The sequence below is a fragment of the Haloarchaeobius litoreus genome, from assembly GCF_024495425.1.
GTDB classification, from domain to species: domain Archaea; phylum Halobacteriota; class Halobacteria; order Halobacteriales; family Natrialbaceae; genus Haloarchaeobius; species Haloarchaeobius litoreus.
In genome coordinates this window covers 889,930-916,054 of sequence record NZ_JANHJR010000001.1, presented here as the reverse complement: position 1 = coordinate 916,054, position 26,125 = coordinate 889,930, and the positions used below count along the sequence as shown (strand labels likewise).

Annotated in this window: 25 protein-coding genes; 7 read left to right on the top strand and 18 right to left on the bottom strand. The window is 68.6% G+C overall.

What is annotated here, in order from left to right; all coding sequences use genetic code 11:
* Positions 1 to 6: 6 nt before the first annotated feature.
* Positions 7 to 1,458 carry a DHH family phosphoesterase gene (locus NOW55_RS04510; protein ID WP_256398884.1) on the top strand — a complete coding sequence of 484 codons (1,452 nt, stop codon included), beginning with the start codon at positions 7 to 9 and terminating at the stop codon, positions 1,456 to 1,458.
* Here NOW55_RS04510 and NOW55_RS04505 read toward each other — a convergent pair.
* From NOW55_RS04505 to NOW55_RS04470, 8 genes are all read right to left on the bottom strand, one after another.
* Positions 1,455 to 1,745, bottom strand: a complete 291-nt coding sequence (locus NOW55_RS04505) for a PRC-barrel domain-containing protein (protein ID WP_089732762.1) — start codon at positions 1,743 to 1,745, stop codon at positions 1,455 to 1,457. The two genes, NOW55_RS04510 and NOW55_RS04505, sit on opposite strands and share 4 nt — an antisense overlap.
* A 79-nt stretch (positions 1,746 to 1,824) precedes the next feature.
* Positions 1,825 to 2,916, bottom strand: coding sequence for a pyridoxal phosphate-dependent aminotransferase (locus NOW55_RS04500; protein ID WP_256398883.1), 1,092 nt, complete (start codon positions 2,914 to 2,916; stop codon positions 1,825 to 1,827).
* Positions 2,917 to 3,194: 278 nt separating this feature from the next.
* On the bottom strand, positions 3,195 to 3,737 hold the full coding sequence (locus NOW55_RS04495) for a DUF7504 family protein (protein ID WP_256398882.1): 543 nt from the start codon (positions 3,735 to 3,737) through the stop codon (positions 3,195 to 3,197).
* Entirely contained in the window at positions 3,721 to 4,107 is a 387-nt protein-coding gene (locus NOW55_RS04490; RefSeq protein ID WP_256398881.1) for a hypothetical protein, read from the bottom strand. The genes NOW55_RS04495 and NOW55_RS04490 overlap by 17 nt, the downstream gene beginning before the upstream one ends.
* A complete protein-coding gene (locus tag NOW55_RS04485; RefSeq protein WP_256398880.1) occupies positions 4,107 to 4,424 on the bottom strand; it encodes a hypothetical protein in 318 nt (105 codons plus the stop codon). Before NOW55_RS04485 ends, NOW55_RS04490 begins: the two co-directional genes overlap by 1 nt.
* Before the next feature lie 66 nt (positions 4,425 to 4,490).
* Positions 4,491 to 5,546, bottom strand: a complete 1,056-nt coding sequence (locus NOW55_RS04480; protein ID WP_256398879.1) for a phosphotransacetylase family protein — start codon at positions 5,544 to 5,546, stop codon at positions 4,491 to 4,493.
* A complete protein-coding gene (locus tag NOW55_RS04475) occupies positions 5,543 to 7,639 on the bottom strand; it encodes an acetate--CoA ligase family protein (protein ID WP_256398878.1) in 2,097 nt (698 codons plus the stop codon). The genes NOW55_RS04480 and NOW55_RS04475 overlap by 4 nt, the downstream gene beginning before the upstream one ends.
* 71 nt (positions 7,640 to 7,710) lie before the next feature.
* On the bottom strand, positions 7,711 to 8,196 hold the full coding sequence (locus NOW55_RS04470) for a YbaK/EbsC family protein (protein ID WP_256398877.1): 486 nt from the start codon (positions 8,194 to 8,196) through the stop codon (positions 7,711 to 7,713).
* Positions 8,197 to 8,291: 95 nt separating this feature from the next.
* On the opposite strand from NOW55_RS04470, the gene NOW55_RS04465 reads away from it, so the two are divergent.
* Positions 8,292 to 9,260, top strand: coding sequence for a D-2-hydroxyacid dehydrogenase (locus NOW55_RS04465; RefSeq protein ID WP_256398876.1), 969 nt, complete (start codon positions 8,292 to 8,294; stop codon positions 9,258 to 9,260).
* A 160-nt stretch (positions 9,261 to 9,420) separates the two neighbouring features.
* On the opposite strand, the gene asd is transcribed toward NOW55_RS04465, so the two are convergent.
* From asd to NOW55_RS04445, 4 genes are all read right to left on the bottom strand, one after another.
* A complete protein-coding gene (asd, locus tag NOW55_RS04460) occupies positions 9,421 to 10,461 on the bottom strand; it encodes an aspartate-semialdehyde dehydrogenase (protein ID WP_256398875.1) in 1,041 nt (346 codons plus the stop codon).
* A 141-nt stretch (positions 10,462 to 10,602) separates the two neighbouring features.
* The gene (locus NOW55_RS04455) at positions 10,603 to 10,797 is read right to left on the bottom strand and encodes a 30S ribosomal protein S17e (protein ID WP_256398874.1); all 195 of its coding nucleotides are present in this window, start codon (positions 10,795 to 10,797) and stop codon (positions 10,603 to 10,605) included.
* Positions 10,798 to 10,821: 24 nt separating this feature from the next.
* Positions 10,822 to 11,442 (bottom strand): DUF447 domain-containing protein, encoded by a 621-nt coding sequence (locus NOW55_RS04450; protein WP_256398873.1) that lies wholly within the window; start codon positions 11,440 to 11,442, stop codon positions 10,822 to 10,824.
* Positions 11,439 to 12,275 (bottom strand): triphosphoribosyl-dephospho-CoA synthase, encoded by an 837-nt coding sequence (locus NOW55_RS04445; RefSeq protein WP_256398872.1) that lies wholly within the window; start codon positions 12,273 to 12,275, stop codon positions 11,439 to 11,441. Before NOW55_RS04445 ends, NOW55_RS04450 begins: the two co-directional genes overlap by 4 nt.
* Positions 12,276 to 12,364: 89 nt before the next feature.
* On the opposite strand from NOW55_RS04445, the gene NOW55_RS04440 reads away from it, so the two are divergent.
* Positions 12,365 to 14,548, top strand: coding sequence for a hybrid sensor histidine kinase/response regulator (locus NOW55_RS04440; protein WP_256398871.1), 2,184 nt, complete (start codon positions 12,365 to 12,367; stop codon positions 14,546 to 14,548).
* Positions 14,549 to 14,556: 8 nt separating this feature from the next.
* On the opposite strand, the gene NOW55_RS04435 is transcribed toward NOW55_RS04440, so the two are convergent.
* Genes NOW55_RS04435 through NOW55_RS04425 form a run of 3 tightly spaced genes read right to left on the bottom strand, consistent with a single transcriptional unit; the run spans position 14,557 to position 17,881 of the window.
* A complete protein-coding gene (locus NOW55_RS04435; protein WP_256398870.1) occupies positions 14,557 to 15,297 on the bottom strand; it encodes a tRNA-dihydrouridine synthase in 741 nt (246 codons plus the stop codon).
* Complete coding sequence (gene cofD / locus NOW55_RS04430; protein WP_256398869.1) at positions 15,297 to 16,289, bottom strand: 2-phospho-L-lactate transferase; 993 nt, start codon at positions 16,287 to 16,289, stop codon at positions 15,297 to 15,299. Before cofD ends, NOW55_RS04435 begins: the two co-directional genes overlap by 1 nt.
* A 29-nt stretch (positions 16,290 to 16,318) precedes the next feature.
* Positions 16,319 to 17,881, bottom strand: a complete 1,563-nt coding sequence (locus NOW55_RS04425) for a glutamate-cysteine ligase family protein (protein WP_256398868.1) — start codon at positions 17,879 to 17,881, stop codon at positions 16,319 to 16,321.
* Between the two features lie 232 nt (positions 17,882 to 18,113).
* Between NOW55_RS04425 and ligA the strand changes: the two genes are divergently transcribed.
* From ligA to NOW55_RS04410, 3 genes are all read left to right on the top strand, one after another.
* The gene (gene ligA, locus NOW55_RS04420) at positions 18,114 to 19,766 is read left to right on the top strand and encodes an ATP-dependent DNA ligase LigA (protein ID WP_256398867.1); all 1,653 of its coding nucleotides are present in this window, start codon (positions 18,114 to 18,116) and stop codon (positions 19,764 to 19,766) included.
* Between the two features lie 97 nt (positions 19,767 to 19,863).
* Entirely contained in the window at positions 19,864 to 20,382 is a 519-nt protein-coding gene (locus NOW55_RS04415) for a hypothetical protein (RefSeq protein ID WP_256398866.1), read from the top strand.
* Positions 20,383 to 20,464: 82 nt separating this feature from the next.
* On the top strand, positions 20,465 to 21,217 hold the full coding sequence (locus tag NOW55_RS04410; protein ID WP_256398865.1) for an MBL fold metallo-hydrolase: 753 nt from the start codon (positions 20,465 to 20,467) through the stop codon (positions 21,215 to 21,217).
* Positions 21,218 to 21,235: 18 nt separating this feature from the next.
* On the opposite strand, the gene NOW55_RS04405 is transcribed toward NOW55_RS04410, so the two are convergent.
* The 3 genes from NOW55_RS04405 to NOW55_RS04395 form a co-directional block, all read right to left on the bottom strand.
* Positions 21,236 to 21,928 (bottom strand): hypothetical protein, encoded by a 693-nt coding sequence (locus tag NOW55_RS04405; protein ID WP_256398864.1) that lies wholly within the window; start codon positions 21,926 to 21,928, stop codon positions 21,236 to 21,238.
* Positions 21,929 to 21,997: 69 nt separating this feature from the next.
* Entirely contained in the window at positions 21,998 to 23,089 is a 1,092-nt protein-coding gene (locus NOW55_RS04400) for a DNA topoisomerase IV subunit A (protein WP_256398863.1), read from the bottom strand.
* A 1-nt stretch (position 23,090) separates the two neighbouring features.
* Positions 23,091 to 25,568, bottom strand: a complete 2,478-nt coding sequence (locus NOW55_RS04395) for a DNA topoisomerase VI subunit B (protein ID WP_256398862.1) — start codon at positions 25,566 to 25,568, stop codon at positions 23,091 to 23,093.
* Between the two features lie 113 nt (positions 25,569 to 25,681).
* Here NOW55_RS04395 and NOW55_RS04390 point away from each other — a divergent pair, with 113 nt between their 5' ends.
* Entirely contained in the window at positions 25,682 to 26,005 is a 324-nt protein-coding gene (locus NOW55_RS04390; protein WP_256398861.1) for a hypothetical protein, read from the top strand.
* Positions 26,006 to 26,125: the final 120 nt, after the last annotated feature.

Sequence of the window (26,125 nt, the reverse complement as noted above, 5' to 3'; positions counted from 1 at the left end):
GCGTACATGAGTACCGGGGTCAGCATCGCTGCGATGTCGAGATACGCGATTCTCGGCTGTGGGAGCGTCGGTCACGCGGTCGCCGAGGATCTGGTGGAGCAGGGCAAGGACGTGCTCATCGTCGACAAGGACGAGGGCCGCGTCGAGGCGCTGCGCGACCAGGACCTCAACGCCCAGACGGCGGACATCCGCGACCCCGAAACGGCGGAGGCGGTCGACGACTGCGACGTGGTCCTCATCATGTCCTCGGACATCGAGGCGAACAAGGAGGCGGTGGGGAACATCCGGGAGCGAAACGGCGACCAGTTCGTCGTCGTCCGCGCCTCCGACCCCGTCTCGGGCGACGAACTCACCGAGCTCGGGGCAGACGTGGTCATCAACCCGTCCTCGGTCATCGCCGACGCGGCGATGCGCTCGCTCGAATCGGGCGAGCTGGAGTACCGCGCGACCCAGCTCTCGGAGGTGCTCCGCGACGCGAACGACCGCGTCGCCATCTTCACCAACGAGAGCCCCGACCCGGACTCCATCGCCAGCGCGGCCGCGCTACAGGCCATCGCCTCGCACCTCGGCGTCGATGCGGACATCTGCTATCTCGGCGACATCGGCCATCAGGAGAGCCGGGCGTTCGTGAACCTGCTCGGCATCGAACTGCTGAACTGGGCGGACATCGAGGACCGCGACCAGTACGACACGATGGCGGTCGTCGACCACGCGAAGGGGGGCGAGGAGTTCGACATCGAGGTCGACATCGTCATCGACCACTACGAGTCCGACGAGGAGTGGGACGCGACGTTCGTCGACGTACGCCCGAACGTCTCCTCCACGTCGACCATCATGACGAAGTACATCCAGGAGTTCGACATGAAGGTCGACGAGGCCGTCGCGACGGCGCTGCTGTACGGCATCCGCGAGGAGACACTCGACTTCAAGCGGGACACGACGCCCGCGGACCTCACCGCCGCGGCGTACCTCTACCCCTTCGCGAACCACGACCTGCTCGAACAGGTCGAGTCGCCGTCGATGAGCCCGGAGACGCTGGACGTGCTCGCCGAGGCCATCCAGAACCGCGAGGTGCAGGGCTCACATCTGGTCTCGAACGCGGGGTTCATCCGCGACCGGGAGGCGCTCGCGCAGGCCGCCCAGCACCTCCTGAATCTGGAGGGCATCACGACGACGGCGGTGTTCGGCATCGCGGACGACACCATCTTCCTGGCGGCGCGCTCGAAGGACATCCGGATGAACATCGGCAAGGTGCTCTCGGACGCCTACGGCGGCATCGGCGAGGCGGCGGGGCACTCCACACAGGCCAGCGCGGAGATCTCGCTGGGCATCTTCACCGGCATCGAGACGAACGACGAGAACCGGGATACGCTCCTCTCGCTCACCGAGGAGGCGGTCAAGCGCAAGCTGTTCGAGGCGATGGGCGTCGAGAGCGGCGAGTCCAGTAACGGGAGCTAGGCGACGACTTCCTCTTCCTCGTCCGGTGTCTTCAGACGCTCGATGATGTCGTTGATGAGCACCACGTCACCGACGGCGCGGACCCAGCGGTAGGGGACGAGCACGCCGCGGTGGTCGCCGATGCGGTTGCTGAACAGCTCCTGGTTGAGGTTCGCCAGCGCGAGTCCGGTGACGACCTCGTTCTCGACGTCGAGCCGGACGTCCTCGATCTCGCCGACGAACACGCCGTTGTTCGAGTAGACCTCCCGGCCGACGAGGGCCGTAATCTCCTGTGGGGTACCGTTCATATCCCTCCTGTCGTGGAGGCGGGTCTTATAACTTGGTCAGACGCAGGTGACACCGCGATACGCGAGGTTCCCGGGCCCGTCAGCGAAGCCCGTCGAGCACCGCCCCGAACGCCGACAGTGCGGCCTCGCAGTGCTCGGGGCTGCGTCCGAGGCTGACCCGCACGCAGCCGGGGGCGTCGAAGAAGCGCCCCGGAACGACGAGGACGCCCTCGTCCCAGGCGGCCTCGGCCACGGCGTCCCCGTCCACTGTCGTGGGCTCCAGCAGCGCGAAGGTCGCGTCGTCGTGGACGGTCCCGTCGAGGTCGTCGCGGTCGTCGACGAACGTCGCGAGCAGGTCGTGGTTCGTCGCCGCGAGGTCGCGCTGTCCGGCGAGCAGTCGCTGCTCGTGGTGGAGCGCGCGCCGTGCCAGCGAGACGCTCGGCTGGGCGAGCGCGGGCAGGTGGTGTGCGACGCGTTCGGCGCGCTCGACGAACGCCGCGTCGGCGATGAGCCAGCCGACGCGGAGCCCACCGAACCCGAAGAACTTGGTGAGGGAGCCCGTCACGACCACGTCGTCGAGTCCGGCCGCGGTCGGCCCGCCCAGGCCCTTCGCCGCTGGGTCGAGCGTGAACGGAGCGTACACCTCGTCGACGAGGAGCCGGCCGCCGGCGGCACGGACCCGTTCGGCGGTCGCGGCCAGCGTCTCCCGTGACGACAGCCGGCCGGACGGGTTGTGCCGGTTCGTGGCGATGACGAGACAGGCCTCGTCGACGAGGGCACCGTCGACACGGTCGGGGTCGAGCCGGTAGCCGTCGTCCGCGGGCCGGACGAACCGGTGAATCTGCCCGCCGAAGGCACGGGGCGTGGCGACGAGCGGCTCGTAGCCGGGCTTCTCGACGAGCACCTGGGGTTGCTCGTTCTCGTGGCCGTCGAGTGCCGTCGCAGTCGCGAGCACGTTCGCCATGCTGGCACCGGCGGTGACGAGGACGTTCGACCGGTCGACGTCGTACTCCGTCGCGACCTGCTCCTCGAGGGTCGCGGACGCCGGCGGCTCCGAGAGTCCTGCCAGTCGCCCCGGGATGGGATCTCGACGCTCGCCGGCGGTCCCACGGAGGTCGCTGGACCCGAGGTCGTGCTCGGCGTCCTCGGGGCGACCGGTGATCCAGTCGAGGTACGCGATGGTGGGGAACACATTCGGCCGCTCGTCCGCCCACCTGTTGAGTGTTCGGCTCGGGACGACGACGGAGTATATAAATAGCCGCTTACCTTTTATACTATGGTTCATTACCCGCTGCTTCTTCCAGGGGATGAGTGTAAACGTCCGTATCCGCTACAGGAACGTGCCGGGGTGCCTCTGACAATCCGGCCCTTGACGGTCGGTCGTGCCCGGGCCGACCGTCGTACAGGGTTCTTCCCTGTTCATTTGTCGCAGAAACCAACCCCTACGAGTGGTAACGTCGGGTTTCTCGCTCAGCCGTCCCGACGGTCGAGTTCGACGTCCATCGTGTCCCCGAACCGGTCGTACGTCGAGTCGGTGACCGCGTCCCGGACGAGCGCGAACACGCCACGGGCGGCCCGCTCGCGGGTCGTCGCCGCCATCGAGTCGACGAGCTGGCCGACCGCGGCCCGTTCGGCGTACATCAACAGCACGTTCACGTTGTCGAACACCACCCAGCCATCGCCGGGTTTGACGTGGACCATCGCCCGGTCGAACCGGTCGTGAATGCCCGTCAGGTCGTTCGGATGGACGACCGAGGTAGTCCACAGCGGGCCGTCGTAGTCGACGGGGGAGCCCGAGACGGGGACGACACCGACCTTGTTCGGGTCGCCACCGCGGTCACGGACGAACTGCTCGACCTTGCGCGGCGGGCGCGTCGACGAGACGACGAGCAGGTTCTCGAACGCCCCGGTCGGGAGCGTCGCGAGCGGTGACTGCAGCGACGGCGTGAGAACCAGCGCCTGCGTGCCGGGGGTGAGCCGGTCGAACGGGTCGCGCTCAGTCGTCGTCGGCATCCTCGAACCCTCCTTCGTGTCCGGTCTCTCGTGGTGCGACTTCGTCGCGCGAGGTGTCGATGAACTGCCTGGCGAAGTAGTAGATGCCGACCGTGGCGGAGACGCTCGCTCCGAGATTGACGACGCTCCGGACGAACACCGAGCTGTCGAGGAACGACACGAAGCCGGCGTCGATGAGTAGCCCGACGCAGTTAGACACGGTCAAGAGCAACAGCGCGACCGCCAGCCCGACCAGTCCCTCGGTGTAGGCGACGTTCTCGGCGTGGGTGACGACGGGATAGAGCAGCAGGCCCGTCGCCGCCAGCAGCGCGGCTATCTGGACGCTGCTCAGGACCGCCCGCGGGTTCCCGAGGAGTGCCTCGAGAACCATCAGAGGTCCCTCCGTTCGGTCAGCAGCACCATCCCGCGGACGGCGGCCACGACGACGGCCAGCGTGGCCACGGAGAACGTGGCCGAGTACGCGACCGTGTACCCGGGGAGTCTCGCCACCCCGAACACCACCCAGGGGATGTTGACGAGGACGAAACAGCCGAACGCGACCGGGAGAGGCATGAGCATCCGATTGATCGGCGCACCCGCGAATCCGCGGATCGCGACCAGCGAGAGGCAGAACGCGACCGTCAGCACCAGCACGTTGGCCAGCGAGAGTAGCTGGACGACGAACCAGTACGTCTCGACCGACAGCATCAGCAACCACCCACCTTCCGTGTCACTGTCTGTCGTGAGCGTGGCGCTCTCAAAAACGTTGTGACCTCAGTCGCCGAGGATGCCGTCGAGGTCGGCGTGCCCGGCCAGCAGCTCGCCCATCCGGTTCACGGTCTCCTCGTCGCGTGTCCGGCCGACGCGGACCACGTCCTCGGCGCGCTCGATGGTCGTCAGGGTGTTCGAGTTGACGACCATGACGGGGACCCCCTTCTCCGCAGCCTTCCCGAGCACCGCGCCCGAGGGGCGGTGGCCGCCGGTGAGGATGAGGCACTTCACGCCCGGCGCTTCGAGCGCGGCGGTGTGGATCTCCGAGCGGTCACCACCCGTGATGACGGCAGTGTCCTTCGTCCGTCGCAGACCGCGGAGGGCGGCGTCGGGGCCCATGGCGGCGACGCTGAAGCGCTCGACGAACGCGTCGGTCGGCACGTCGGTCAGCACGTTCGCACCGATGTCGTCGGCCAGTTCGCCGACGGTGACACCCGCGAGGTCCTGTTCGCGGGGGAGCACGCCGTGGACGGTGATACCACGTCCTTCGAGGAACGGCACCACGTCGTCCTGGAGCTGGTCGTACGCCGACTCCGAGACGCGGTTGAACAGCACACCGGAGAGCGAGTCGCCCACGTCCTCGGCCGCCGCGAGCACGTCGTCGACGTCGGTCACGGCGTCGTACGGACAGACCAGCAGGACGGTCGCATCGAGCAGCTCGGCCACGTCGCCGTCGGCGATGTCGAGTATCCTGCCGGCGGTCAGTCCGCCCCCCTCGACGAACATCCGGTCGTGGTCCGCGGCGAGCGCGTCGTACGCCTCGCGGATACGCGCGCGCACCTCGTCGGCCGTCTCGCGGCCCCGGATGGCTTCCTGGACGAACGTCGGCGAGTAGACGACGGGTTCGAGCTCGTGCATCTCGGCGTCGAGGCCGAGCAGCTCACGGGCGAGCATCGGGTCCTCGTCGAGCGTCTTGCCGACGTTCGACTGGAGCCGCGTGCCCTTGGGTTTCATGTAGCCGACGTCGGTCCCCCGCTCGCGCGCCGCCTGGGCGAGTGCGAGCGTGACCGCCGTCTTGCCGGTGCTCTCTGCGTTCGCGGTGACGAGTAACGGGTTCATAGTTGATCGGTGTCCACGGTGAGTCTGATGTCGACCGCCTCGACGCCGTCCGGTCCGGCGACGAGCGGGTTGATGTCCAGTTCCAGTATCGCGGGGAAGTCGGTGACGAGCTGTGAGAGCCGCTGGATGGTCTCGATGATGCTCTCCACGTCGGCGGGCGTCCGGCCCCGCGCCCCGCGGAGCAGCGGCGCGGCCTTCACCTCGTCTATCATCTCCCGGGCCTCCGGTTCGGAGACGGGTGCGACGCGCAGGGTCGTGTCCTCCAGCACCTCGACGAAGATGCCGCCCAGGCCGAAGAGGACGAGCGGACCGAACTGGGGGTCGCGGTTGACGCCGACGATGGTCTCGGTGCCCTCGTCGAGGTCGACCATCTCCTGGACCTGCACGCCGAGGATGGTCGCGTCGGGCTGGTAGTTCGTCGCCCGGGCGACGAGGTCCTCGTACGCGTCGTAGACGTCCTCGTTCGCCACGCCGATCTTCACGCCGCCGATGTCGGACTTGTGGAGGATGTCCGGGCTGACGATCTTCATCACGACCGGGCCGTCGATCCCCTCCGCGACCTCGACGGCGTCGCCCGGCTCGTCGACGACCTCGCCCGCGGGCGTCTGGATTCCGTAGGCGTCGAGCAGTCCCATGGCCTCCACGCCGAGGCGGTTGTCGTCGCGCTCCTTCGCCTCCAGCAGGATGTCGCGGGCGGCCTCGCGGTCCACGTCGAACTCGGTCGGGTCGACGTACTCCCGCTCGGTGACGCGACGCTGCCGGGCGAGCGCGTCGATGCTGTCGACCGCGCGCGCCGGGTCGAAGTAGTTCGGGATGCCCGCTGCGCGCAGCTTCTCGACGGCGGGCTCGGTGCGCGAGCCGCCCATCAGGCTCGTGACGACCGGTTTCCCGTGGTCCGCCTGCACCTCGACGACCGCCTCGGCGAGCTCCTCGAAGTCGAGCACCGCGGTCGGCGCGCTGACGACGACCGCCGCCGAGACGTTCGAATCCGAGAGTGCGGCGTCGATGGCCGCGGTGAACCGCTCGACGGAGGCGTCACCGATGACGTCGACCGGGTTGTAGATGTTCGCCTCCTCCGGCAGCACCTCGCGGAAGGTGTCGAGCGTCTCGTCGGTGAAGCTCGCGAGCGAGAGCGTCGCGTCGCCGATGGCGTCCGTCGCCATCACGCCCGGGCCGCCGGCGTTCGTGACGACGGCCACGTCGTCCGACTCCGGCAGGGGCAACCCCGAGAGCGCACGCGCCGAGTCGAACAGCTCCTGCACGGAGTCGGCCCGGAGGACGCCCGCCTGTTCGAGGCCGGCCTCGTAGGCGGCCTCGCTGCCGGCGATGGCCCCGGTGTGGCTCGACGCCGCCTTCGCGCCAGCGTCGGTGCGACCGGACTTGACGACGGCCACGGGAGTCTCCTGTGTCGTCTCTCGGGCGGCCTCGAGGAAGGCCTGTCCGTCCTGTACGCTCTCCAGGTAGCCGAGCACCACGTCGGTGTCCGGGTCGTCCCCCCACTCGCGCACGAAGTCCGTCTCGTCGAGGACGGCCTTGTTGCCGAGCGAGACGACGTCCTTGAAGCCGATGCCCTGGTCGGCCGCCCAGTCCAGGACGGCCGTGATGAACGCCCCGGACTGGCTCATCAACGACATCGAGCCCGGTAGCGCCATCTCCGGGCCGAACGTCGCGTTCATGTCGACGGTCGTGTTCATCACGCCGAGGCAGTTCGGGCCGACGAGGTTGAGGTCGTACTCCGCGGCGACGGCCTTCAGCTCCCCCTCGCGCGACGCACCGTCCGCGCCGGTCTCGCTGAACCCGGCGGTGATGACGACGACGTTCTCGACCCCGGCCTCGGCGGCCTCGCGCACCACCGGGTTGGCGACCGACGGTGGTACGACCACGACCGCGAGGTCGACGGGCTCGCCCACGCTCGCCACGTCCGGATAGCAGCGGTAGCCGAGCACCTCCTCGCGGTTCGGGTTCACGGCGACGACGTCGCCGTCGAACGCGCCGAGGTTCTCCAGTATCGCACGCCCGACCGAGCCCTCGCGGTCGGTCGCTCCGACCACGGCGACACGGTCCGGCGCGAACAGTCCTGACAGCGTTCCCATCAGTAAAACCAACTGTCGGCTCGCCGATAAAGGTACGTATCCGTCGCCGAGTACGACCCCGGTCGATGGCCCTACTCGGCCACGTCTGCGACGGTCCCACCGGATAGCTCGGCGAGCTGCTCGGGGTCGAGCGGGAACACCGCGTCGGGCGTCCCGGCGGCCACCCACACCGTCTCGAACTCCTGCAGGGTCTCGTCGACGAACACCGGCAGGTCGGTCTCGTGGCAGAACGGCGGCACGCCACCGATGGTCCAGCCCGTCGCTCCCTTCACCTCGTCGGGCTCGGCCATCCGTGCCGTCTCGCCGCCCACGAGGTCGGCCATCTTCGCGAGGTCCACGCGGTTCGCGCCCGACGTGACCGAGACGACCACCTGCTCCTCGTCCGTCCCGGCGTCGACGACGAGGACGATGCTGCTCCCGATCTGTGCCACGTCACAGCCGATGGCGGCCGCCGCGTCGGCCGCCGTCTTCGTCCCCTCCGGGAACTCCGTCACCTCGGGCTCGAACCCGTACTCCTCGCGGGCTCGGTCCGCGAACCGGGCTGCGGTCGAATGCATACCGTAGGGGTGTGCGAGGGCCCCTCAAAAAGCCACGTAATCGGGCAACACTGCTAGGGCAACCAGTTTTGTGCCCGCCGCGAGTGGGTCCGACCATGACAGAGAGGCCCGACGTGCTCGTCCTCCGGAAGGCCGCCCACGGGATGCCGATAGAGCAGTACGCCGCGGCGTTGCGGGAGCGGCTGCCCGACCACGACGTACAGCTTGCGCGGACTCCCGTCGAGGAGCGAGAGGCGATTCGAGACGCCGAGATAGTCACGGGGATGTGGCTCACCGACGACCTGCTCGACGACGCCGAGAACATGCGGCTGTTCGCCTGTGGCTACGCGGGCACCGGCCACCTCCCGCGCGAGCGGTTGGCGCAACTCGACGTGACCGTGACCAACGCCTCGGGGGTTCACGGTCCGAACATCGGCGAGCACGTCCTCGGTGCCATGCTCACCTTCTCGCGGCGCTTCCACGAGGCGTTCCGCCGCCAGCGCCGCCACGAGTGGCGCTCCTTCGAGACCCACGAGCTCCAGGGCTCGACCGTCACCGTCGTCGGCCTCGGAGCCATCGGCGAGGCGACGGTGAACCGGCTCGCGGGCTTCGACGTCGACACCATCGGCGTGCGCTACTCGCCGGAGAAGGACGGGCCGACGGACCGCGTCGTCGGCTTCGAGGACGACGACCTCCACGACGTGCTGGCCGAGACAGAGTACCTCGTGCTCGCCTGTCCGCTGACCGAGACGACCCAGGGACTCATCGGCACCTCCGAGCTGGTCACCCTCCCGCCCGAGGCCGTCGTCGTCAACGTCGCCCGCGGTCCCGTCATCGACACCGATGCGCTCGTCACCGCCCTCCAGCGCGGCTGGATCCGCGGGGCATCCCTCGACGTGACCGACCCCGAGCCGCTGCCGGCGGACCACGACCTCTGGGACCTCGGCAACGTCCAGATCACTCCGCACAACGCTGGCCACACGCCGGAGTACTACGAGCGCCTCGCCGACATCGTCGCCTCGAACGTCCGCCACGTCACCGAGTCCGGCGAGTACGACGGGCTGGCGAACCAGGTGCCGCTGTAGGTTCCAGTTCGGAGTAACGTCCGCGCGAACGGAGTGAGCGCGGTTGACCGGCGACGAGCGCAGCGAGGAGCCGGCCTTTTTCATCCATGTTTTTCGAGGAGTGGTTCGAGCGGAGCGAGAACCCGACGACGAAAAAGATGGTCGTAGAAGGATGGTCGCGCTACAGATAGCCCTCGGAGAGGAGGAGTTCGCCGTTCAGCACGCTCGCGCCGGCCGCGCCACGGATGGTGTTGTGGGCGAGGCAGTTGTACTGGAGGCCGAACGTGGACTCCTGGAAGCCACCGGCAGCGACGGCCATGCCGCCGCCGACAGTGCGGTCGAGGCGGGGCTGGGGCCGGTCCGGCTTGTCGAACACGTGGATGAGCGGCTCCGGCGACGAGGGCAGGTCGAGGCTCGGGTACGCTTCCATGGCCGCCTTCGCGTCGGCGGGCGTCAGCTCCTCTGCGGCCTCGACCCAGACGTTCTCCAGGTGGCCGTCGATTGTTGGGATGCGGTTGCAGGAGGCGGAGACGCCGACCTCGTGTTCCGTGAGGGAGCTGCCGTCGAACTCCCCCAGCAGCTTTCGCGACTCGGTCTCCAGCTTCTCCTCCTCGCCTCCGATGTGGGGGATGGCGTTGTCGATGATCTCCATCGAACTGACGCCGTCGTAGCCCGCGCCGGAGACGGCCTGCAGCGTCGCGACGTGGACCCGTTCGAGGTCGTAGCCGGCGTCGGCGAGCGCGGCGAGCGTCGGGACGAAGGTGATGGTCGAGCAGTTCGGGTTCTTCACCATCGCGCCGTCCCAGCCGCGCTCGTCGCGCTGCACCTCGAGCAGGTCGAGGTGGTCGGCGTTGACCTCCGGGATGACGAGCGGCACGTCGGCAGCCATCCGGGCGTTCGACGAGTTCGACGAGAGGACGTAGCCGGCCTCACAGAACGCCGGTTCGACCTCGGCTCCGACCGAGGACGGTAGCGAGGAGAACACCAGGTCCACGTCGTCGGGGACGGCCTCGGGGTCGGTCTCGGTGACGGTCATCTCCGCGACGTGCTCCGGAATCGGCGCGTCGACACGCCACTTGGCGGCGTCGCGATACAGTTCGCCGGCGCTGGCGGAACTGGCTGTGAGCGCGGCGAGTTCGAAGTCGGCGTGTGGTGCGAGGAGCTGTACGAGGCGCTGGCCGACGGCACCCGTCGCGCCGAGGATGCCTACCTGTACGGTCATTGCTGATGCCCTCAGCCCTGCCGGGAGAAAACCCTTCGGGTGATGTCAGTGATTGCTGCCGCCGGGGAGACGGTTCGCGTGGGTCACGGGTCGCCCTACCCGCGAGTCGGACCGCACCTCCGCCCGCAGAGAGAGTCGGTGTTACTGCTCGGCCGCGGCGGTGCCTTTCTTCCGGGCGACGTAGCCCGCGATGCGGTTCCGAACGCCCTTGGACTCGATGTTGGTGAGCTTCGTGACGCTCTTCTTGTTCATGTCGAAGTCGGCCGTGAACGCGTTGGGGTATCGCTCGAGGAGGATGTTCCCCGTCTTCTTGACGTAGTCCGGCTTGATTGCCATACCCATTCGTTCCTCGTTCGCCCCCTAAAATGATTCGTTCTCTGTCTTCCAGTCCGTCAGCGAGCCGATGAGCGCCATCGCCTCGCGCTCGCGCGGTCCGCCACAGCGCTCGACCACGGCGTCGAAGTACGAGAGTCGCCGGCGGAGCGTCGACTCGTCGTACGACGGCACGTCGAGCCGCGACGCGGCGACCGTCGCCTCGACTAGCGCGCCGAACGCACGGTTGATCGGCTCGACCGACCGGCGCTCGACGGTCGATTCGACCGGGTGGAGCTCCCACTCGGCCCACTCGGTGCCCCCGTCGTCGCCGGCCGTCACGTGCTCGACTTCGACACGGGCCCACGCCTGTGAGCTATGGAGGACCGGCTCCTCTCGCTCGTACACGTCGAGTGCCGCGCGTGTGAACTCGACCGGGTCCCGTGTGAACTGGACGACAGCGCCGGCTCGCCGGTCGAAGTTCAGCCGGGTCCGGGTCCGCCCCCACGTCCGGGCCGTCACGGGGTCGCCGGCGTGGAGCCCCAGCGCGGCCAGGTTCCAGCGGCCGTTCGGGCCCTCCGTCGCCACGACCGACTCGGTGACGCCGCGGAGGTCGACGGGCCAGTCCCCGTTCCCGTCACCGTCGTCGGCAGACCCCTCGTCGCTCACGGCACCACCCCATCACGTTCCAGCGCGACGAACGTCGCCGCCGCCGTGATGTCCGCCGTCGTGCCCGGGTTCACACCGCGTTCGACCAGCTCGTCGGCGAACGCCTCGCGCTCGTCGCGGTCGGCGTGACGGAGAGCGGCCGCACGCTCTCGGACCGACTCCGCGACCGCTTCGCCGTGCTGTTTCGCGACCATCGTGTCCGGCTCGTCGGCGAGCAGTTCGAGGAAGGCCTCGGCCACCCTGTCGGGGACGGGGCCGTCGCCGTCGCTGATCGTCCCCGTGACGGCGAACGTCCGTCGAAAGCCGTTCACCCACTCCGCCGCGACGCCGTCCTCGGGTGCGCTCAGCTCCATCACGTCGTAGAGGGTCATCGCTCGTTCGCGCACCGCCGGAATCGCGTCGGCACCCCGGCGCACGTCGAGCGCCTCGGCGTCCGCGGGTGGCTCGTCGACGAACACGTCGACGTGTTCGAACGCCCGGTAGAACCCCGCGGCGTCGTCGACCGAGGTCGCCTCCACGACGGCGGCCGTGTCGTCGGGTGTGAGTCCCCACGTCGCCGCCGCCCGAACCAGCGGTACGAGCAGGAGCAGCGCACCGAACTGGGCGTTGCCGCCGCGCTGCTGGCTCATCCCCTCGACCGCGGTGTCGAACGACGCCCCGACCGGTTCGCCGGCCGCAGCCGCCTCGAGTCCGTCGCACGCACCGACCGCCCCGGCGAGGAAGTGCTCGAACCGCAGGTCGTCGAAGTCGCGGTGTCGGTCCACGTTGCCCGGCTTCGGCGTGCCGGCGACCTCGAGCAGCAAGGCGAGTTGGGCGTGCTGTGCTGTCTGCATATCCAGCTGTTCGACTGGCGCAGGTATGAAAGTCGTGACACCGGAGACAGGCAAGAACCCTTTTTGTCGCCCACTGAGTAGCGGTGCGCATGACTGGTGGCGGGTTCGGCGATGGAGTACTCCATCCCCGGAACGAAGGACGGATTCGGGTCCTCCACGTGGACGACGACGTCCAGTTCCGGGACCTGACGAAGACGTTCCTCGAGCAGCTTCGAGACGAGTTCGAGGTCACCTCGTTCGCCGACCCGACCATCGCCATCGAACACGTCGACGAGTTCGACTGCGTCGTCAGTGACTACCAGATGCCCGACGTCGACGGTCTCGACTTCCTCTCGCTCGTCCGCGAGCACGACGACTCCATCCCCTTCGTCCTGTTCACCGGGCAGGGGAGCGAGGAGATCGCGAGCGAGGCCATCTCGGCCGGTGTCACCGACTACATCCAGAAGGAGGGGAGCCGGGACCAGTACGAGGTGCTCGCCAACCGCATCGAGAACGTGGTCGCACGCCACCGAAGCGAGCAGCGCCTGCGCGACAGCGAGCGCCGGTACCGGGAGCTCGCGGACGCCTCGCCCGTGCCGATGGGCATCCACGTCCCCGACGACGGCATCATCTACGTGAACGACGCTGCGGTCGAATTCTTCGGCGCCGACAGTGCCGAGGCGGTTCTCGGACGGAGCCCCATCTCGCTCATGCATCCCGACGACAGGAGCACCGTCGCCGAGCGTATCGGCTCGCTGTTCGAGGACGGCGAGGCGCTCCCCGGCGAGCCCGAACGGTTCGTCGGTCTGGACGGCGAGGTCAGGACCGGTATCGTCTCCGCCGTGCCGACGACCGTCGAAGGGCGAACGGCCGCCCACGTCGTCGTCAACGACATCTCGTCGTACCTGGACGCGAAAGCCCGAATCAGTGCACAGCAGTCGCTCGTGCAGACAATCATCGACACGCTCGACGACATGGTGTACGTGTTCGAGGACGACCGTCTCATCCGGTGGAACGAACGCGTCGCCGAGGTCACCGGCTACGACGACGCGGCGCTCGCTTCGATGTCGCCGCTCGACTTCGTCGCCGCCGCCGACATCGAGGATGCAGCCGCGTACGTCGAGCGGATATCCGAGGACGGGCGGGCGACGGGGACGTTCGAGCTGGAGACGGCCGACGGCGACCGCCGTCCGTTCGAATTCGAGGGGTTCTGCGTCGAGGCGGACGGGACGGAGTTCCGCGTCGGCATCGCTCGCGAGCCGAGGAGCGAGGACCGTCGACTGGAGGAGTACCGCAAACTCGTCGAGGCCGTCGGCGACCCGATGTACCTCCTCGACGACGAGGGGACCATCGAGACGGCGAACGAGGCGATGGCCGACATCCTCGGCATCTCGAAGCAGGCCGTGATCGGCGAGCACGCCTCGTCGTTCATGACCGACGGCGACTTCGTCTGCGGCACTGCGCTGGTCTCCGAGGTCCTCTCCGACCCGGACCGGACATCGGGCACCTACGAGTTCACCGTGGCTAGGCCTGACGGCGGCCGCATCGCGGTCGAGGACAACGTGACACCCCTACTCGACGAACGGGGGAACTACGTCGGCTCCGTGGGCGTCATCCGCGACATCTCGGAGCGCAAGCGCCGCGAGAACGAGCTCGAACGCCAGAACGAACGCCTCGACGAGTTCGCGAGCGTCCTGAGCCACGACCTGCGGAACCCGCTGAACGTCGCTCAGGCGACCGTCGAAAACATGGCAAGCGACTCCGAGGACCGGGGCGGACAGCTCGACGTGCTCCGTGAGTCCCACCAGCGGATGGCCGACATCGTCGAGGACGCGCTGACCCTCGCCAGGGAAGGTGCGTCGGTGACAGAGCCGACCGAGACACGGCTCGACGAGGTCGCCGGTGCCGCCGTCAGCGGCGTCGACACGGCGGGGCACGCAGTCGAGGTGCGGGCGGACGCCACCATCGTCGCCGACGAGCCCCGGCTCCAGCGCCTCCTCGAGAACCTCGTCCGGAACGCCGTCGAACACGGCGGGGCCACCGTGCGTATCGACGCGTCGACCGACCCCGAGACGGGGATGGTCACGGTCTCGGTCGCCGACGACGGTCCGGGTATCCCGGAGTCGGAGGAGTCGTCCGTGTTCGACTCCGGCTACACGAACTCTGAGACCGGAACGGGATTCGGGCTGGCCATCGTTCGCCAGCTCGCGGAAGCCCACGGCTGGTCGGTCACCGTGGAGGAGAGCGAGCTCGGCGGCGCGCGGATCGAGATCGCCGGCGTCACCCCGGCGTGACCGCGACGTCAGGCCGGCGACGCGAACCACTCGACCGTCGCATCACGCACCCGGTCGAGCACACGTGGGTCGTCGCTCGGCCGGCCCACGCTGACCGCGTCGGCACCGTGGTCCAGGTACTCCCGGACGGTCGCGCGGTCGCGGACGCCGTTGTTCGCGACGACGAAGCAGTCCGTCGCGTCGACGACTGCCGCGACCATCTCCTCCGAGTCCATCGCGTCCACGTGAAGGATGTCCGCACCGGCCGCTTCGACCCGACGCGCGGTCTCGACGAGGTCGACACCGTCGACTTCGGTCCGCAGCTTCACCGACACGGTCGCGCCGTTCTCGGCCGCCGCCGCCACGTAGTCGGCGAGCCGGTCGGTGTCGCGGAGCAACGATTCGCCACAGCCGACGGCACACAGCTCGTCCTGCCGGCAATGCGCATTCACCTCGACGACGGCGTCGTGTTCGGCACAGATGCGGGCGGCTTCGCGAACCGGGTCGACGGTCGCACTCCGGACGTTGAACCCGGCGCTGATGTCCGTGCCCGCGAGCGATGCCAGCTGTGCGTCGATGAACGCGAACGGGTCGTCGGGGAGGAACTCGTTCCGGTCGCGGGCGACCAGTTCACGGGCGGCCTCGCGGCTCGCCGCGTCGAGCGCGATCCCCCCGAGGAACGCCATGCCGGCGAACTCGCTACCTGTCCGGGCCCACTCCGCGTCCGCCTCGCCGCTGAGACTCGCGAGGGCCACGCGTGGCTGGAACATCACTCGACGGCCTCGATGGCGAGGGCCACGGCCTTGCAGACCCGGCCGGCGTCCTGTCGGTCGTCGATGCGGATGTCCGTCCGTTCGACCGGCTTGCCGAACTCGGCGTCGTCGCCCTCGTCGACGACGAACGCGTCGGCGAAGGGGTAGGCCGTGGCCAGTCCCTCGGTGCTCGGTTCGGCGTTGACCGCCTCCATCAGCTTCCCGGCCGGTCCCGAGAACGCCTCGTCGCCGAGGAACGGCGAGACGGCGACGACGGTCGTGTCGTTGAGTGCGGCACCGAAGCCCGGAATCGAGAGCATGGGTCCGATGCTCGTCACCGGGTTCGAGGGGCCGATGACGACCGTGTCGTCGAGCGCCTCGAGGACGCCGGGTGCCGGTTCGGCCCTCGAGGAGCCGCGGAACTCGACGTTCTCGACCGTCGGCTCGCCGCCGTGTGCTACCCAGAACTCCTGAAAGTGCATCATCCCCTGTGGCGTGTGGATGAGGCTGGCGACCGGGTCGTTCGTCATCGGGAGCAGGTCGATCGCCAGCCCGAAGCCGGACGCCAGTCGCTCCGTGACCTCGGCGAGTGTCTCCCCGCGGTCGAGGAGGCTCGTCCGCGTCACGTGCACCGCCCGGTCCCGGTCGCCGATCTCCATGAACTCCGCGACGCCGGAGAACCGTCGCCAGCGAGCTATCTCTCGACCCTCCGTCTGGCGCTCGTCGGGGAGGTACTGCGGGCCGCCCTGCAGGCCGACCGCGTTGGCGATGTCGTAGAGTGCGTCGTGGGTCCGTGTCGTATCGCCCTTGATACCCCACCACCGCTCGCGGTCGAGGAGCCCGCCGCCCTGGAAGACGAGCGTGTCGATGTCGGGACAGATGACCAGTCCGCCGAGTTCGATGTCGTCTCCGGTGTTCGCGATGACCGTCGTGTCGTCGGGAGAGAACGCAGCAGCGGCACCGTCGAGCAGTTTCGGCGTTCCGGTGCCACCGGAGAGGAACGTCACCATGGACGAAGCGTTCAGCGTCGGGACTATAATCAGTTCCGGCCTTCACGGAGCCAGTCCGCGAAGCTTCCCGAGAGCAGCGTCTCGCGCTGGGCATCGATGTACTCCCCCTGGGCGGTGTACACCGCCTCGTCGAACGCGGTGCCGTCGGCGACCAGCTCCCGGACGCGGTCGTGCTTCCAGCGGGCCGGGGTCGTGTGCTGTCGGACGCGCACCCGGAGCGGGTAGAGGAACGTCGCCGTGTCGTCGTCGCTCAGGCCCCGGTTCTTCAGCCCCTGCTCGGCGTGGTCGAGGATGTCCTCGTAGATGGCCACCGTGTCGGTCACCTGCTTGCCGTCGTTCGTGATCCAGGTGAAGTCGGCGTCGAGACCATCACGCATCGCCCGGTAGAAGTTGTCGTGGGCCAGCTCCCAGTCGAGGTCCGCGACCGGGTGTTCGAGCTTCGGCAGGGCCTCCATCAGCCCGGCGAAGGCCGCCTGGAACGCGAGGCTGTCGCGGACCGTCGGCTGAGCGGGGATGGGGCGGAACTCGATGCGGGCGTTGGCTGCCGAGCGCGTCGGCCCGCCGAACACCGGGCGGACCCACCGCCAGTACGTGCCGTGTTTGGTCCGGAAGTGCGCGAACTTGTCGTCGAACCGGTTGGTCTCCTCGACGTCGAGGGGCACGAACGTATCGTCCTCGGCGATCCGGTCGACGGCCTCCTCGACGGTCTCGAAGTCACGCGGGAACCGGACTTTACCGGCGGTGTCCGAGGCGGCGTTGAGCACCGTCTCGAACACGCTGATGCGGTGTTCCATCCACGCGTCGTCGAGGATGTCGGCCGGTGACGCCGAGTCGTCGTACAGCTCCGGCGGGAAGAACGGCGAGTTCACTCCCAGTGCGAGCAGCGGTCCGGCGATCCGCAGCGCGTACCGGAAGAACGTCGGCAGGTCCGCGGCGTGGGACACCTGGTAGTGCGGCTGGATGGAGGTGATGAGGCTCTCCGGCAGCACCGTATCCGCCTGGAGGTCGACGTTCGGCGCGTCGAGGCGCATCCCCGCGGTCGTCGCCCGGTCGGTGTTCGCCATCGCGTGATAGCGCGCCGAGTCGCTCATGTTCGTCGCGATGCGGACGCCCCGGTCCTCGACGCTGTCGGTGAGGTACTGGCTCGCCGTCTCGCCTTCCGGCGGGATGGTCCACATCCCGTCGCTGACGAGGCGCATCCCCTCCGAGCGAGTGCAGTCGAGGGCGGTCTCCAGCCTAGCCAGTACCTCGTGTTCCTGTGCGAGCAGGCCGTGACGGTTGAACGGCTGGGGGCTCGTCGTCATCTCGGCGTTGTGGAGGCCGAGCTCCTTCTCGAAGCCGATGAACTCCAGCAACCGGCGTGGCACGCGACGAAGGGGGTAGTTCCCGGCGCCCCCCTGGCGCTCGGTGTCGGGCTCCGAGACCGCGTAGAACTCGTACTCCAGCCCGAGGATGGCCTGGGGGTTGTCGAACGTCCCCGCCGCCAGCTCCTCCTTCAGCACCGCGACGTCGTCGTCGACCGCCGCCTGGAACGACTCCCGGTCGACAGACAACGCCGAGTCGACTCGTTCGGCGAGGTCGTCGTCGGACATGGGAGACAGTCGGACGGGTGCGCTCTAAAAACCCGTGGGTCAGCAGGTTGGCGTCGGTTGCGAACAGGCGACACTGGCCGCGCCCGAGGGGTCGTGTCGCGCACCCGCGTTCCCCCCGGGGCCATTCGGTCAGGCACGCCGACGTTGGCCCCGGCTTTGCACTTGAACCCCCGCACTCCCGCGTCGTCAGAATCCGACCGGTTTATCCCACCGTCGCCAGTACGCTCGGTCGATGAAGTTCGCGTCGTTCGCCGAGCGTGCGGCAGAAATCGAGGGGGAGCCGGCTGATCTGGAGACGGTCGCGCTCGTCGGCGACCTGTTCGCGGCGGCCGGCGACGACCTCGCCGTCGTCGCTCGGTTCGTCCAGGGTCGCGTGTTCCCGGCGTGGGACGAGCGCAAGCTGGACGTCGGGCCGAGCACCTGCTACACCGCCATCGCGCGTGCTGCGGGCCCGAACGTCGACGCCGACGACGTGGAGGCCCGGGTCGCCGAGGTCGGCGAAATCGGGGCCGTCGCCGAGGAGTACGAGTTCGGCGGCCAGACCGGGCTCGGCGCGTTCGGGGTCGGGGAGAGCGGCGACGACCGCACCGTCGGGTCGGTGTACGACGACCTCGTCGCGCTCGCGTCCACGGAGGGCGCAGGGAGCGAGGGCGCGAAGGTCGACCGGCTGTTCGGGCTGTTCAACGAGAGCGAGCAACGGGAGGCCCGCTACCTCGCGCGGCTCGTCCTCGCGGAGATGCGCATCGGCGTCGGCGAAGGCACCGTGAGGGACGCCATCGCCGACGCGTTCGACGTGCCCGTCGCCGCCGTGGAGCGCGCCCTCCAGGTGTCGAACGATTACGGGCTCGTCGCCGAGACGGCTCGCGACGAGGGCGAGGCCGGTATCGCCGCGATGGAACTCGAGGTCGGCCGCCCCGTCCAGCCGATGCTCGCGCAGGCCGGCAGCGCGAGCGACGCGCTGGAGGACTGGGACGAGGCCGCGGTGGAGACGAAGTTCGACGGGGCTCGCGTGCAGGTCCACTGGGACGGCGACGAGGTGTCGGTCTACTCCCGGAACATGGCGGACGTGACCGACGCCCTCCCGGAGGTGGGCGAGTTCGTCCGCGAGCACTGCGACGCACCGGCCATCCTCGACGGCGAGGTCGTCGCGGTCGACGACGACGGCGAGCCGCTCCCGTTCCAGCAGGTGCTCAGGCGCTTCCGCCGGAAGCACGACGTGGCGCAGGCCCGCGAGCAGGTGACCGTCGAGCTCCGCGCGTTCGACTGTCTGCACGCCGGCGGCGACGACCTGCTCGACGCGGCGCTCGTCGACCGACACGACCGGCTCCGCGAGACCATCGACGCTGGCGTCGAGGACCTGCTCGTAACCGACGACGCGGACGCCGTGGCTGCCCACGAAGCGGACGCGCTGGCGGCGGGCCACGAGGGCATCATGCTGAAGGAGCCCGGGTCGACGTACTCACCGGGCAAGCGCGGGAAGAACTGGCTGAAGCGCAAACCCGACGTGGAGACGCTCGACTGCGTCGTCGTCGGGGCCGAGTGGGGCGAGGGCCGGCGTGCGAACCTGTTCGGGACGTTCCACATCGCGGTGCGCGACGGTGACGACCACCTGGCCGTCGGGAAGGTCGCGACCGGTGTCACGGACGAGGAGCTGGCGGAGCTGACCGGGCGACTGGAACGGCACGTCACCACGGAGTCCGGGCGCGACGTGACGTTCGAACCCGCGGTCGTCTTCGAGGTCGGCTACGAGGAGATCCAGAGCTCCCCGACGTACGAATCGGGCTACGCGCTCCGGTTCCCGCGCTTCGTCGGCGTCCGAGACGACAAGGAACCCACGGACGCGGACTCGCTGGAGCGGCTGGAACGGCTCGCCGGTTCGCAGTGAACAACCCCTGAATTTCCCTGGTTTCGTCAGCCGTCGGTCCGGTCGAGCGACGGAACGGCAAATACGCTTTTGTCCATCGGTCTCCCTTCGTGGCTGTATGGGAATCGGCACACCGCCGGACGACATCGGCGACGAGAAACCCGAGTGGGTCCGCGACCGTGCCGAGGAGCTCGACGTCCAGCCCGCCGTCGTCTGGGACTTTCTCGAGGACGAGGTCGACGGTGTCGCCACCGTCGACGAACACCGGACCCGGCTGGCGAAGCTGTTCGACGCACATCTCGGCCGCCCGATGCTGTCCGACCACTACCGGGTCCAGATCTACGACGGGCCGACTGGACGCTACGACTACGTGAAGGGAACCCACTACGTACGGGATATCGGCACCGAGGTGCGCGAGGTCGTGCGGGCGCTCGCCGACGAACACCGGCTGGTCGTCGAGCTGGACGGCACCACCGGCATCGCGGTTCGCTACGACGAGCCGGTTCCGTCCGCGGACGCCTGTCTCGCCGCCGAACTCTGCCGTCGGTGCTTCGATACCTCCCTCTCCGGACTCGGTGACGAGGTGTACGAGGTCGTCGACCAGGACACCCGGCACTCGTGGACCACGGTCGACTGACCCGGCGGTGTAGGCCGACCGAGCCCCGGTCAGCCCGCCCGCATCCGTCGCCGTTTTGCCACGGCCGCACCAACGCCCGGGCATGACCATCCGTCACGACGGCCTGCTCGTCGACTGGCTCGGCTACGCGACCACGCGCATCGAATCGCAGGACGGAACCGTCGTCTACCTCGACCCCGGCCGCTACGGTGTCCTCTCCGGTGAGTGGGCCCCGCCGGGTGACGAAGACCTGCCGCACCCTGCACCGCAGAACGACTACCCGAAGGACGGCGACCTCGTCTGTATCACGCACGACCACCACTACGACACCGACGCCATCCAGCGCGTCGCGAAGCGAGAGGCGACCGTCGTCGTCTACGAGGGCGTCGACGCGGCGAACATCGACCGGGACGTGACGCCGGTCGGCGAACTCCCGTACGATGTCGTCCGTGTGACCGACGAGGACCACGTCTCGACGGCGGGCGTGGACTGCTGGACGGTCGCCGCGTACAACGACCCCGAGGGCCCGCGAGCCGAACCGGACGGCTCGGTCACCCATCCCCCAGGGTTCGGCTGTGGCTTCCTGCTCTCGGTCGCTGACGTGACGGTGTTCTGGCCCGGCGACTCGGACGCCCTCGACGGCTTCGCGGAGCTGGACGTGTCGCTGTTCCTCGCGAACATCGGTGGGACAGTGGTCAGCGACCGCCACGAGGCGGCCGACCTGGCCGAGCGCATGGACCCGGACCTGGTCCTGCCAGTCCACTACAACACCATCGACATCCTCACGACGGACTCGGGCGCGTTCGCGGCCGACGTGGCCGGTCGGGGCGTCCCGGTCGTGCTGGACGAGAGGTAGAGAAACGGAGCCCGGAACTCAGTTCCGCTCGTAGCTGACGAGTTCCATCGACATCGAGAGGCTCCCGTCCTCGTTGTAGTACGCGGTGTAGGGGGCCAGCCCGAGGTCCGGCGAGAAGCAGCCCTCGTGCAGCGTCGTGCCGTCGACTATCATCTCCGAGTAGAAGCAGTCGACGCCGGCGTACGTCTGGACGCCGGTCACCTCGAAGCTCGCCGAGCCCTCCTGGGTCTGGTAGGACCAGCCCGACCCGACTTCGAGCTCCTGGCCGCCGTACCACGCCGAGGGCGTGAACATCGTCGTCAGGAGCAGGATACCCGCGGGGTTCGCGTAGAGCTGTGACTGGACCGTCTCCTTCGTGCCGGTCACGGTCGACTCGTAGCGCTCCTCGCCGAGTTCGTACACCGTCCGGATGGTGATGGTGTCGCCGTCGACCTCCTGGACGTCCCAGACGAGGGTGCCGGACCCCTCCTCCTCCACGTAGATGTCGTACGTGTACGTCGCGGGCTGGTCGAACTCGAGCACGTTCCAGCTCCCGGGTTCGAGGTCGCCGCTGCCACCGCCGCCACCGCCGCCACCGCCGTTGCCGCCACCGGAGCCACCGCCGCTGCTGGTCGGTGTTCCGGTCTCGGTCGAATCCACTCCCACGCCCCCGCCGACACAGCCGGCGAGGAGCACGGTGAGCACCACGAGAGCAACAGGTAGTCGTGCCATGCATCTCACACGACGGGGGGCACGATAACGGTTCCTACCCCGACGAGGCGGACGGACCGGTGACCGTGCTCAGAGGACGCCCATCTCCGTCAGGCGTTCGGGCAGGTACGTGTCGGTGACGAAGTCCAGCCCGTTCGCCGCCAGGGCCTGCTGTTCGGCCTTCTTCTCGATGTCGAGCTGGAGCTCGATCTGCTCGGTCCAGAACTCGTCCTGGAACCGGGGGTCCTCCAGCTCGGACTCCAGGGCGTTCACGTCGGAGTCGGCGAGCGGGTCCGTCGGCAGGTCGTACTCCACGATGTCCTGCGGGCGGATGCCGACGTAGCGGGCCTCCGGCGTCGCGAGGTACTTCGAGAGGTGTGCGGACTTGATGGAGCCGTACGCCACGGAGCCGAAGATGCGGTACGACCACGGGTCGCCGTCAGTGAACACCAGCACCGGGAGGTCGAGCTCGTCGTGGAGCCGTTTCGTGATGCGCCGGGTCGCCCGGGCGGGCTGACCCTTCAGGTGGACGACGAGGCAGTTGTAGTCCGTGTCGAACCCGTTCTCGACGAGCCGGTCGCGCATCCCACCCGTCTCCACGCAGAGGACGAAGTCGATGTCGTGGTCGGTGAACTCGATGGTGTCGGGGTTGTTGGGAATCTGGTAGCCGCCCTCGCCCACGTCCTCTTGACAGTGTATCTGTCGTTCGCCCCGGCGGGTCTGCTCGATGAGTTCGAGCGGGCCGATGAGGGTCGCGCCCGACTCCTCCGGGCGCATGTGGAAGTCCTCCCGCTTGACCTCGCTGACGATCTCCAGGTCCTCGACGAGCTTGTTCGACTCGTCCTGCCCGTTGAACTGGGCCTCCTCGGCGTCCCACGACTCGGAGAGGTAGTACAGCTCACGCAGGGTGGAGGAGCGGTCCTCGTCCAGCTGGCGCGAGAGGAACTCGATGGTGTAGATGGCCTTCAGGAGCTTTCGTGCGCCCCGGACCGAGTTGGCCGAGCGGGTGGACGTGCGGTCGCCGTACACCCAGACGTTGCTCTCCTCGTCGTACTCGATGTTCGACTTCGTCCGGGTCGGGAGCGTCATGGTCGGGACGTTCCCGTCCTCGAACTGGTCGTAGAACTCCGCGGCGAGGTCGATGAGTTGCTGTCGTGCGTCTGCGTCTGTGTCGGTGCTCATATCAGTTGGTCACGGTCAGTTTCGGTCCCTCGACCCCGCTGACGGAGAGGTCGAACGATGCGTCGGTCGCGACGGTGTACTCGAGGACGGCCTCGTCTCCCGAGCTCACCTCCGGCTGCCACTTGACGAACCACTCGCCGTCCATCTCGACGACGGTCGCGCCGTCGGTCAGGTTCGAGGGTTCGGCGGTGACGATGTCCGTCAGCTCCGGCGACTCCTTCGTCGAGGCGTTGTTCTCGACGCGGACGGTCACGGTCTGACTGTCGCCGTTCTCCTTGGTCTCGCGCTCGACGAGGACGTTGTTCATGATGCGGGCCAGTGCGTCGTCGAAGTTCGGCTCCGGTCGCCCGGTCACCTCGGCGACCTTCGTCGCCATCCGGGGCAGGATGTCCGCGAGGACGTTCTGCTTCTGCTGACGTTTGCGCATCGAACGCTGCTTCTTCAGATACGATTTCAGGTCGCGTGCGGCCTCGCGCACGGCGAGCTCGATCTCGTCCTCGATCTCGGGCACCGAGGCGACGGCGTCCTTCGACTCGCTGGTGAAGGGGACGTTCGTCGAAGCGACGTGGACCATGATGACGGCCGGGCCGGTGGGCACGCCGCGGCCGCCCGGCTGGTCGAGGTTGTAGTTCCGCCAGCCGATGTTCTGGATGACCTGCGTGATGGCACAGCCGCCCCGCTTGTAGACGAGCGGGACGCGGTTGGCGTATCGGAGCAGGTTGGCCTGCCCCTCGGCCTCGATGTCGCCGCCGTAGGCGATGCCGGCCTCCACGACGAACGGGTCGCCCGCGGTGACCTCGGCGTCGCGGGTCGCCGCCGAGTAGAACTCCGCGTCGAACTCCTTGCGGAGGCCGGCCTCGACGAGTTCGGCCGAGATGGGCGAGAGACACGAGGTCGGTGGCGCGATGATGTCGGTCTTCCGCATCGCGGCGACGAGGTCGCCGACGCCCTGTCTGTCCCCGGCGAGGTCGCGGACCTTCGGCGGGTCGTCCGGCACCGTCACCATCGTGCTCCAGAGCTCCTCGACGATGTTCTCGCGTGCGGTGTCGCCGAAGGTGGCGTCCTCGCGCTCCTCGGTCATGTCCGCGGCCCGGTCGACGTAGTCCCGGACGGTGTCCCTGTGGAGTCGGTTCCGGCGAACGGCCGGGTCCTCGGCGTCCTCCCCCTCGGGCACGAACTTCGCGGCTAGCCGGTCGGCGAAGGCGACGACGACGGCGTCGTCCTTCTGGACCGAGGTGGCCGCGTCGGCGTGGGCGCGCACGTCGTCGCGGATCCGCGCGGCGTCGTCGGTCTCCTCGTCCGCGCTCGTCACGCCGTAGCCCGTGATGGCAGTCCAGACGCCCTCGACGACGTTCTCGCGAACGGTCGAACCGAACTGGGCGTCGGCCTCGACGGCCCCGGCGGCTGCCTCGACCGCCGCGGCGACCTGATGGTGGGCCACGCGGCCGTCGGCGGCCCGGTCGTCGAGCGCTGTGACGACCTGGTCGGCGAACGCGCCGACTGCCTCGGAGGGTTTGTTGTTCACGGCCTCGGTGACCGCCGCGACGACCGCGTCGTCGTCGGGGAGCGACCACGCCATCTCGCGGCCGTAGTGCCGGTCGCGGAAGGCGTCGACGATGTTGTCGGCGGTCTTGCGCCCGACGCGGGTGAACTCGGTCTGGAGGAAGCCCGACACCGAGTGCGAGTCGGTCGCCTTCAGCATCTTGAGGACGTTCCCGAGTTCGACGCCGTGTGGATGTGGCCGGATCTCCTCGGTCTCCTCGGGGAGGTCGGCGTCGTAGTCGGCCTTCGCGACGAACTCGTCGTTCGGCTCGGAGAAGGAGATGGTCGCGTGCGGGTTGACGACCGCGGTGTGTTTGATGTAGTCGTGGAGCTGCTGGCGGGCGCGCATGTTCGCCGCCATCTCCAGCTCGATACGCGTGCCGTGTGTGTCGCCGAGGTCGGACTCGCCCGGCGTGAGTTCGCGTTCCTCGCGAATCTCCGGCTCGTTGTCGTCGGTGTCGATGACGAGCTCGAACTCCATCACCGTCCCCGACCCCTTCGTCCGGGAGGTGACCTTCGCCGGCTTACCGCTGGTAAGCTGGGAGTACAGCACGGCCGCGGAGATACCGATACCCTGCTGGCCGCGGGACTGCTCGCGCGCGTGGAACCGGCTCCCGTACAGGAGCTTCCCGAAGATCTTCGGGATCTGCTCCTTCGTGATGCCGGGACCGTTGTCCTCGACGGCGAGTCGGTAGTAGTCGCCCGACTCCGCGATCTCGACCGAGATGTTCGGTCGGATACGGGCCTCCTCCGTGGCGTCCAGCGCGTTGTCGACGGCCTCCTTGACGGCCGTGACGAGCGCCCGGGCCTCGGAGTCGAACCCGAGCATCTGCTTGTTCTTCTCGAAGAACTCGGCGATGGAGATGGCCCGCTGGCTCTCGGCCAACTCCTCGGCGATGCCCTCCTCCTCGCCGAGTGTCTGCTGGAAGGACGTCATTCTGTACTCCCCCTTTCCGCGGCCGAGGTTAAAAGGGGTACGCTGGCGGAGTGAAAGTGAACCGAACGGCCAGCAGAGTCAAAACGGGACCAATCGTATCAACCGAACAAGGGATGGTCGTCTCCACGGCGAGTGCACCCGGCTACGGCGTTCTCCTGACCGGCGTGTCCCTCGTGGCGCTGGTCGTGGCGACGCGGACGACGATGCTGCTCGTCCAGCGCGGTGCCTTCGGAGACGGTCGGCCGTGGCTCTCGGCTGGCGTCGCCGTCTGCGAGGCCAACGCCCTCCTGCTCGTCGTGCTCACGGGCTACATGCTGGCGGCGGACAGGCCCGTGCCGACGCCGCTGTTGCTCGCGGGGGCGGGGGTCATGCTCGCGGCGCTCGGCGCGTACCGGTGGGTGCTCGACCACACCACCGACAGCCGTGGACAGCACTGATCAATCTGGGACTGCGAGCGTCGTTTCTGCACCCATGGTAACGACAGATTTCCCGACAGTGCGTGGTGATTCCGGGTTCACGCGCGAGCGCGCACACGTGAGTTTTATTACCCCACGCCA

Excerpts from the sequence above, each read along its gene's own strand:
- NOW55_RS04510 (WP_256398884.1), top strand. The coding sequence starts at position 7 with ATGAGTACCGGGGTCAGCATCGCTGCGATGTCGAGATACGCGATTCTC.
- NOW55_RS04405 (WP_256398864.1), bottom strand. The coding sequence starts at position 21,928 with ATGGCACGACTACCTGTTGCTCTCGTGGTGCTCACCGTGCTCCTCGCC.
- NOW55_RS04390 (WP_256398861.1), top strand. The coding sequence starts at position 25,682 with ATGGTCGTCTCCACGGCGAGTGCACCCGGCTACGGCGTTCTCCTGACC.
- NOW55_RS04410 (WP_256398865.1), top strand. The coding sequence starts at position 20,465 with ATGACCATCCGTCACGACGGCCTGCTCGTCGACTGGCTCGGCTACGCG.
- NOW55_RS04465 (WP_256398876.1), top strand. The coding sequence starts at position 8,292 with ATGACAGAGAGGCCCGACGTGCTCGTCCTCCGGAAGGCCGCCCACGGG.
- NOW55_RS04440 (WP_256398871.1), top strand. The coding sequence starts at position 12,365 with ATGACTGGTGGCGGGTTCGGCGATGGAGTACTCCATCCCCGGAACGAA.
- NOW55_RS04435 (WP_256398870.1), bottom strand. The coding sequence starts at position 15,297 with ATGTTCCAGCCACGCGTGGCCCTCGCGAGTCTCAGCGGCGAGGCGGAC.
- NOW55_RS04455 (WP_256398874.1), bottom strand. The coding sequence starts at position 10,797 with ATGGCAATCAAGCCGGACTACGTCAAGAAGACGGGGAACATCCTCCTC.
- cofD (WP_256398869.1), bottom strand. The coding sequence starts at position 16,289 with ATGGTGACGTTCCTCTCCGGTGGCACCGGAACGCCGAAACTGCTCGAC.
- NOW55_RS04400 (WP_256398863.1), bottom strand. The coding sequence starts at position 23,089 with ATGAGCACCGACACAGACGCAGACGCACGACAGCAACTCATCGACCTC.
- NOW55_RS04480 (WP_256398879.1), bottom strand. The coding sequence starts at position 5,546 with ATGAACCCGTTACTCGTCACCGCGAACGCAGAGAGCACCGGCAAGACG.
- NOW55_RS04490 (WP_256398881.1), bottom strand. The coding sequence starts at position 4,107 with ATGGTTCTCGAGGCACTCCTCGGGAACCCGCGGGCGGTCCTGAGCAGC.
- NOW55_RS04495 (WP_256398882.1), bottom strand. The coding sequence starts at position 3,737 with ATGCCGACGACGACTGAGCGCGACCCGTTCGACCGGCTCACCCCCGGC.
- NOW55_RS04485 (WP_256398880.1), bottom strand. The coding sequence starts at position 4,424 with ATGCTGTCGGTCGAGACGTACTGGTTCGTCGTCCAGCTACTCTCGCTG.
- NOW55_RS04505 (WP_089732762.1), bottom strand. The coding sequence starts at position 1,745 with ATGAACGGTACCCCACAGGAGATTACGGCCCTCGTCGGCCGGGAGGTC.
- NOW55_RS04425 (WP_256398868.1), bottom strand. The coding sequence starts at position 17,881 with ATGTCCGACGACGACCTCGCCGAACGAGTCGACTCGGCGTTGTCTGTC.
- ligA (WP_256398867.1), top strand. The coding sequence starts at position 18,114 with ATGAAGTTCGCGTCGTTCGCCGAGCGTGCGGCAGAAATCGAGGGGGAG.
- NOW55_RS04395 (WP_256398862.1), bottom strand. The coding sequence starts at position 25,568 with ATGACGTCCTTCCAGCAGACACTCGGCGAGGAGGAGGGCATCGCCGAG.
- NOW55_RS04415 (WP_256398866.1), top strand. The coding sequence starts at position 19,864 with ATGGGAATCGGCACACCGCCGGACGACATCGGCGACGAGAAACCCGAG.
- NOW55_RS04445 (WP_256398872.1), bottom strand. The coding sequence starts at position 12,275 with ATGCAGACAGCACAGCACGCCCAACTCGCCTTGCTGCTCGAGGTCGCC.
- asd (WP_256398875.1), bottom strand. The coding sequence starts at position 10,461 with ATGACCGTACAGGTAGGCATCCTCGGCGCGACGGGTGCCGTCGGCCAG.
- NOW55_RS04475 (WP_256398878.1), bottom strand. The coding sequence starts at position 7,639 with ATGGGAACGCTGTCAGGACTGTTCGCGCCGGACCGTGTCGCCGTGGTC.
- NOW55_RS04470 (WP_256398877.1), bottom strand. The coding sequence starts at position 8,196 with ATGCATTCGACCGCAGCCCGGTTCGCGGACCGAGCCCGCGAGGAGTAC.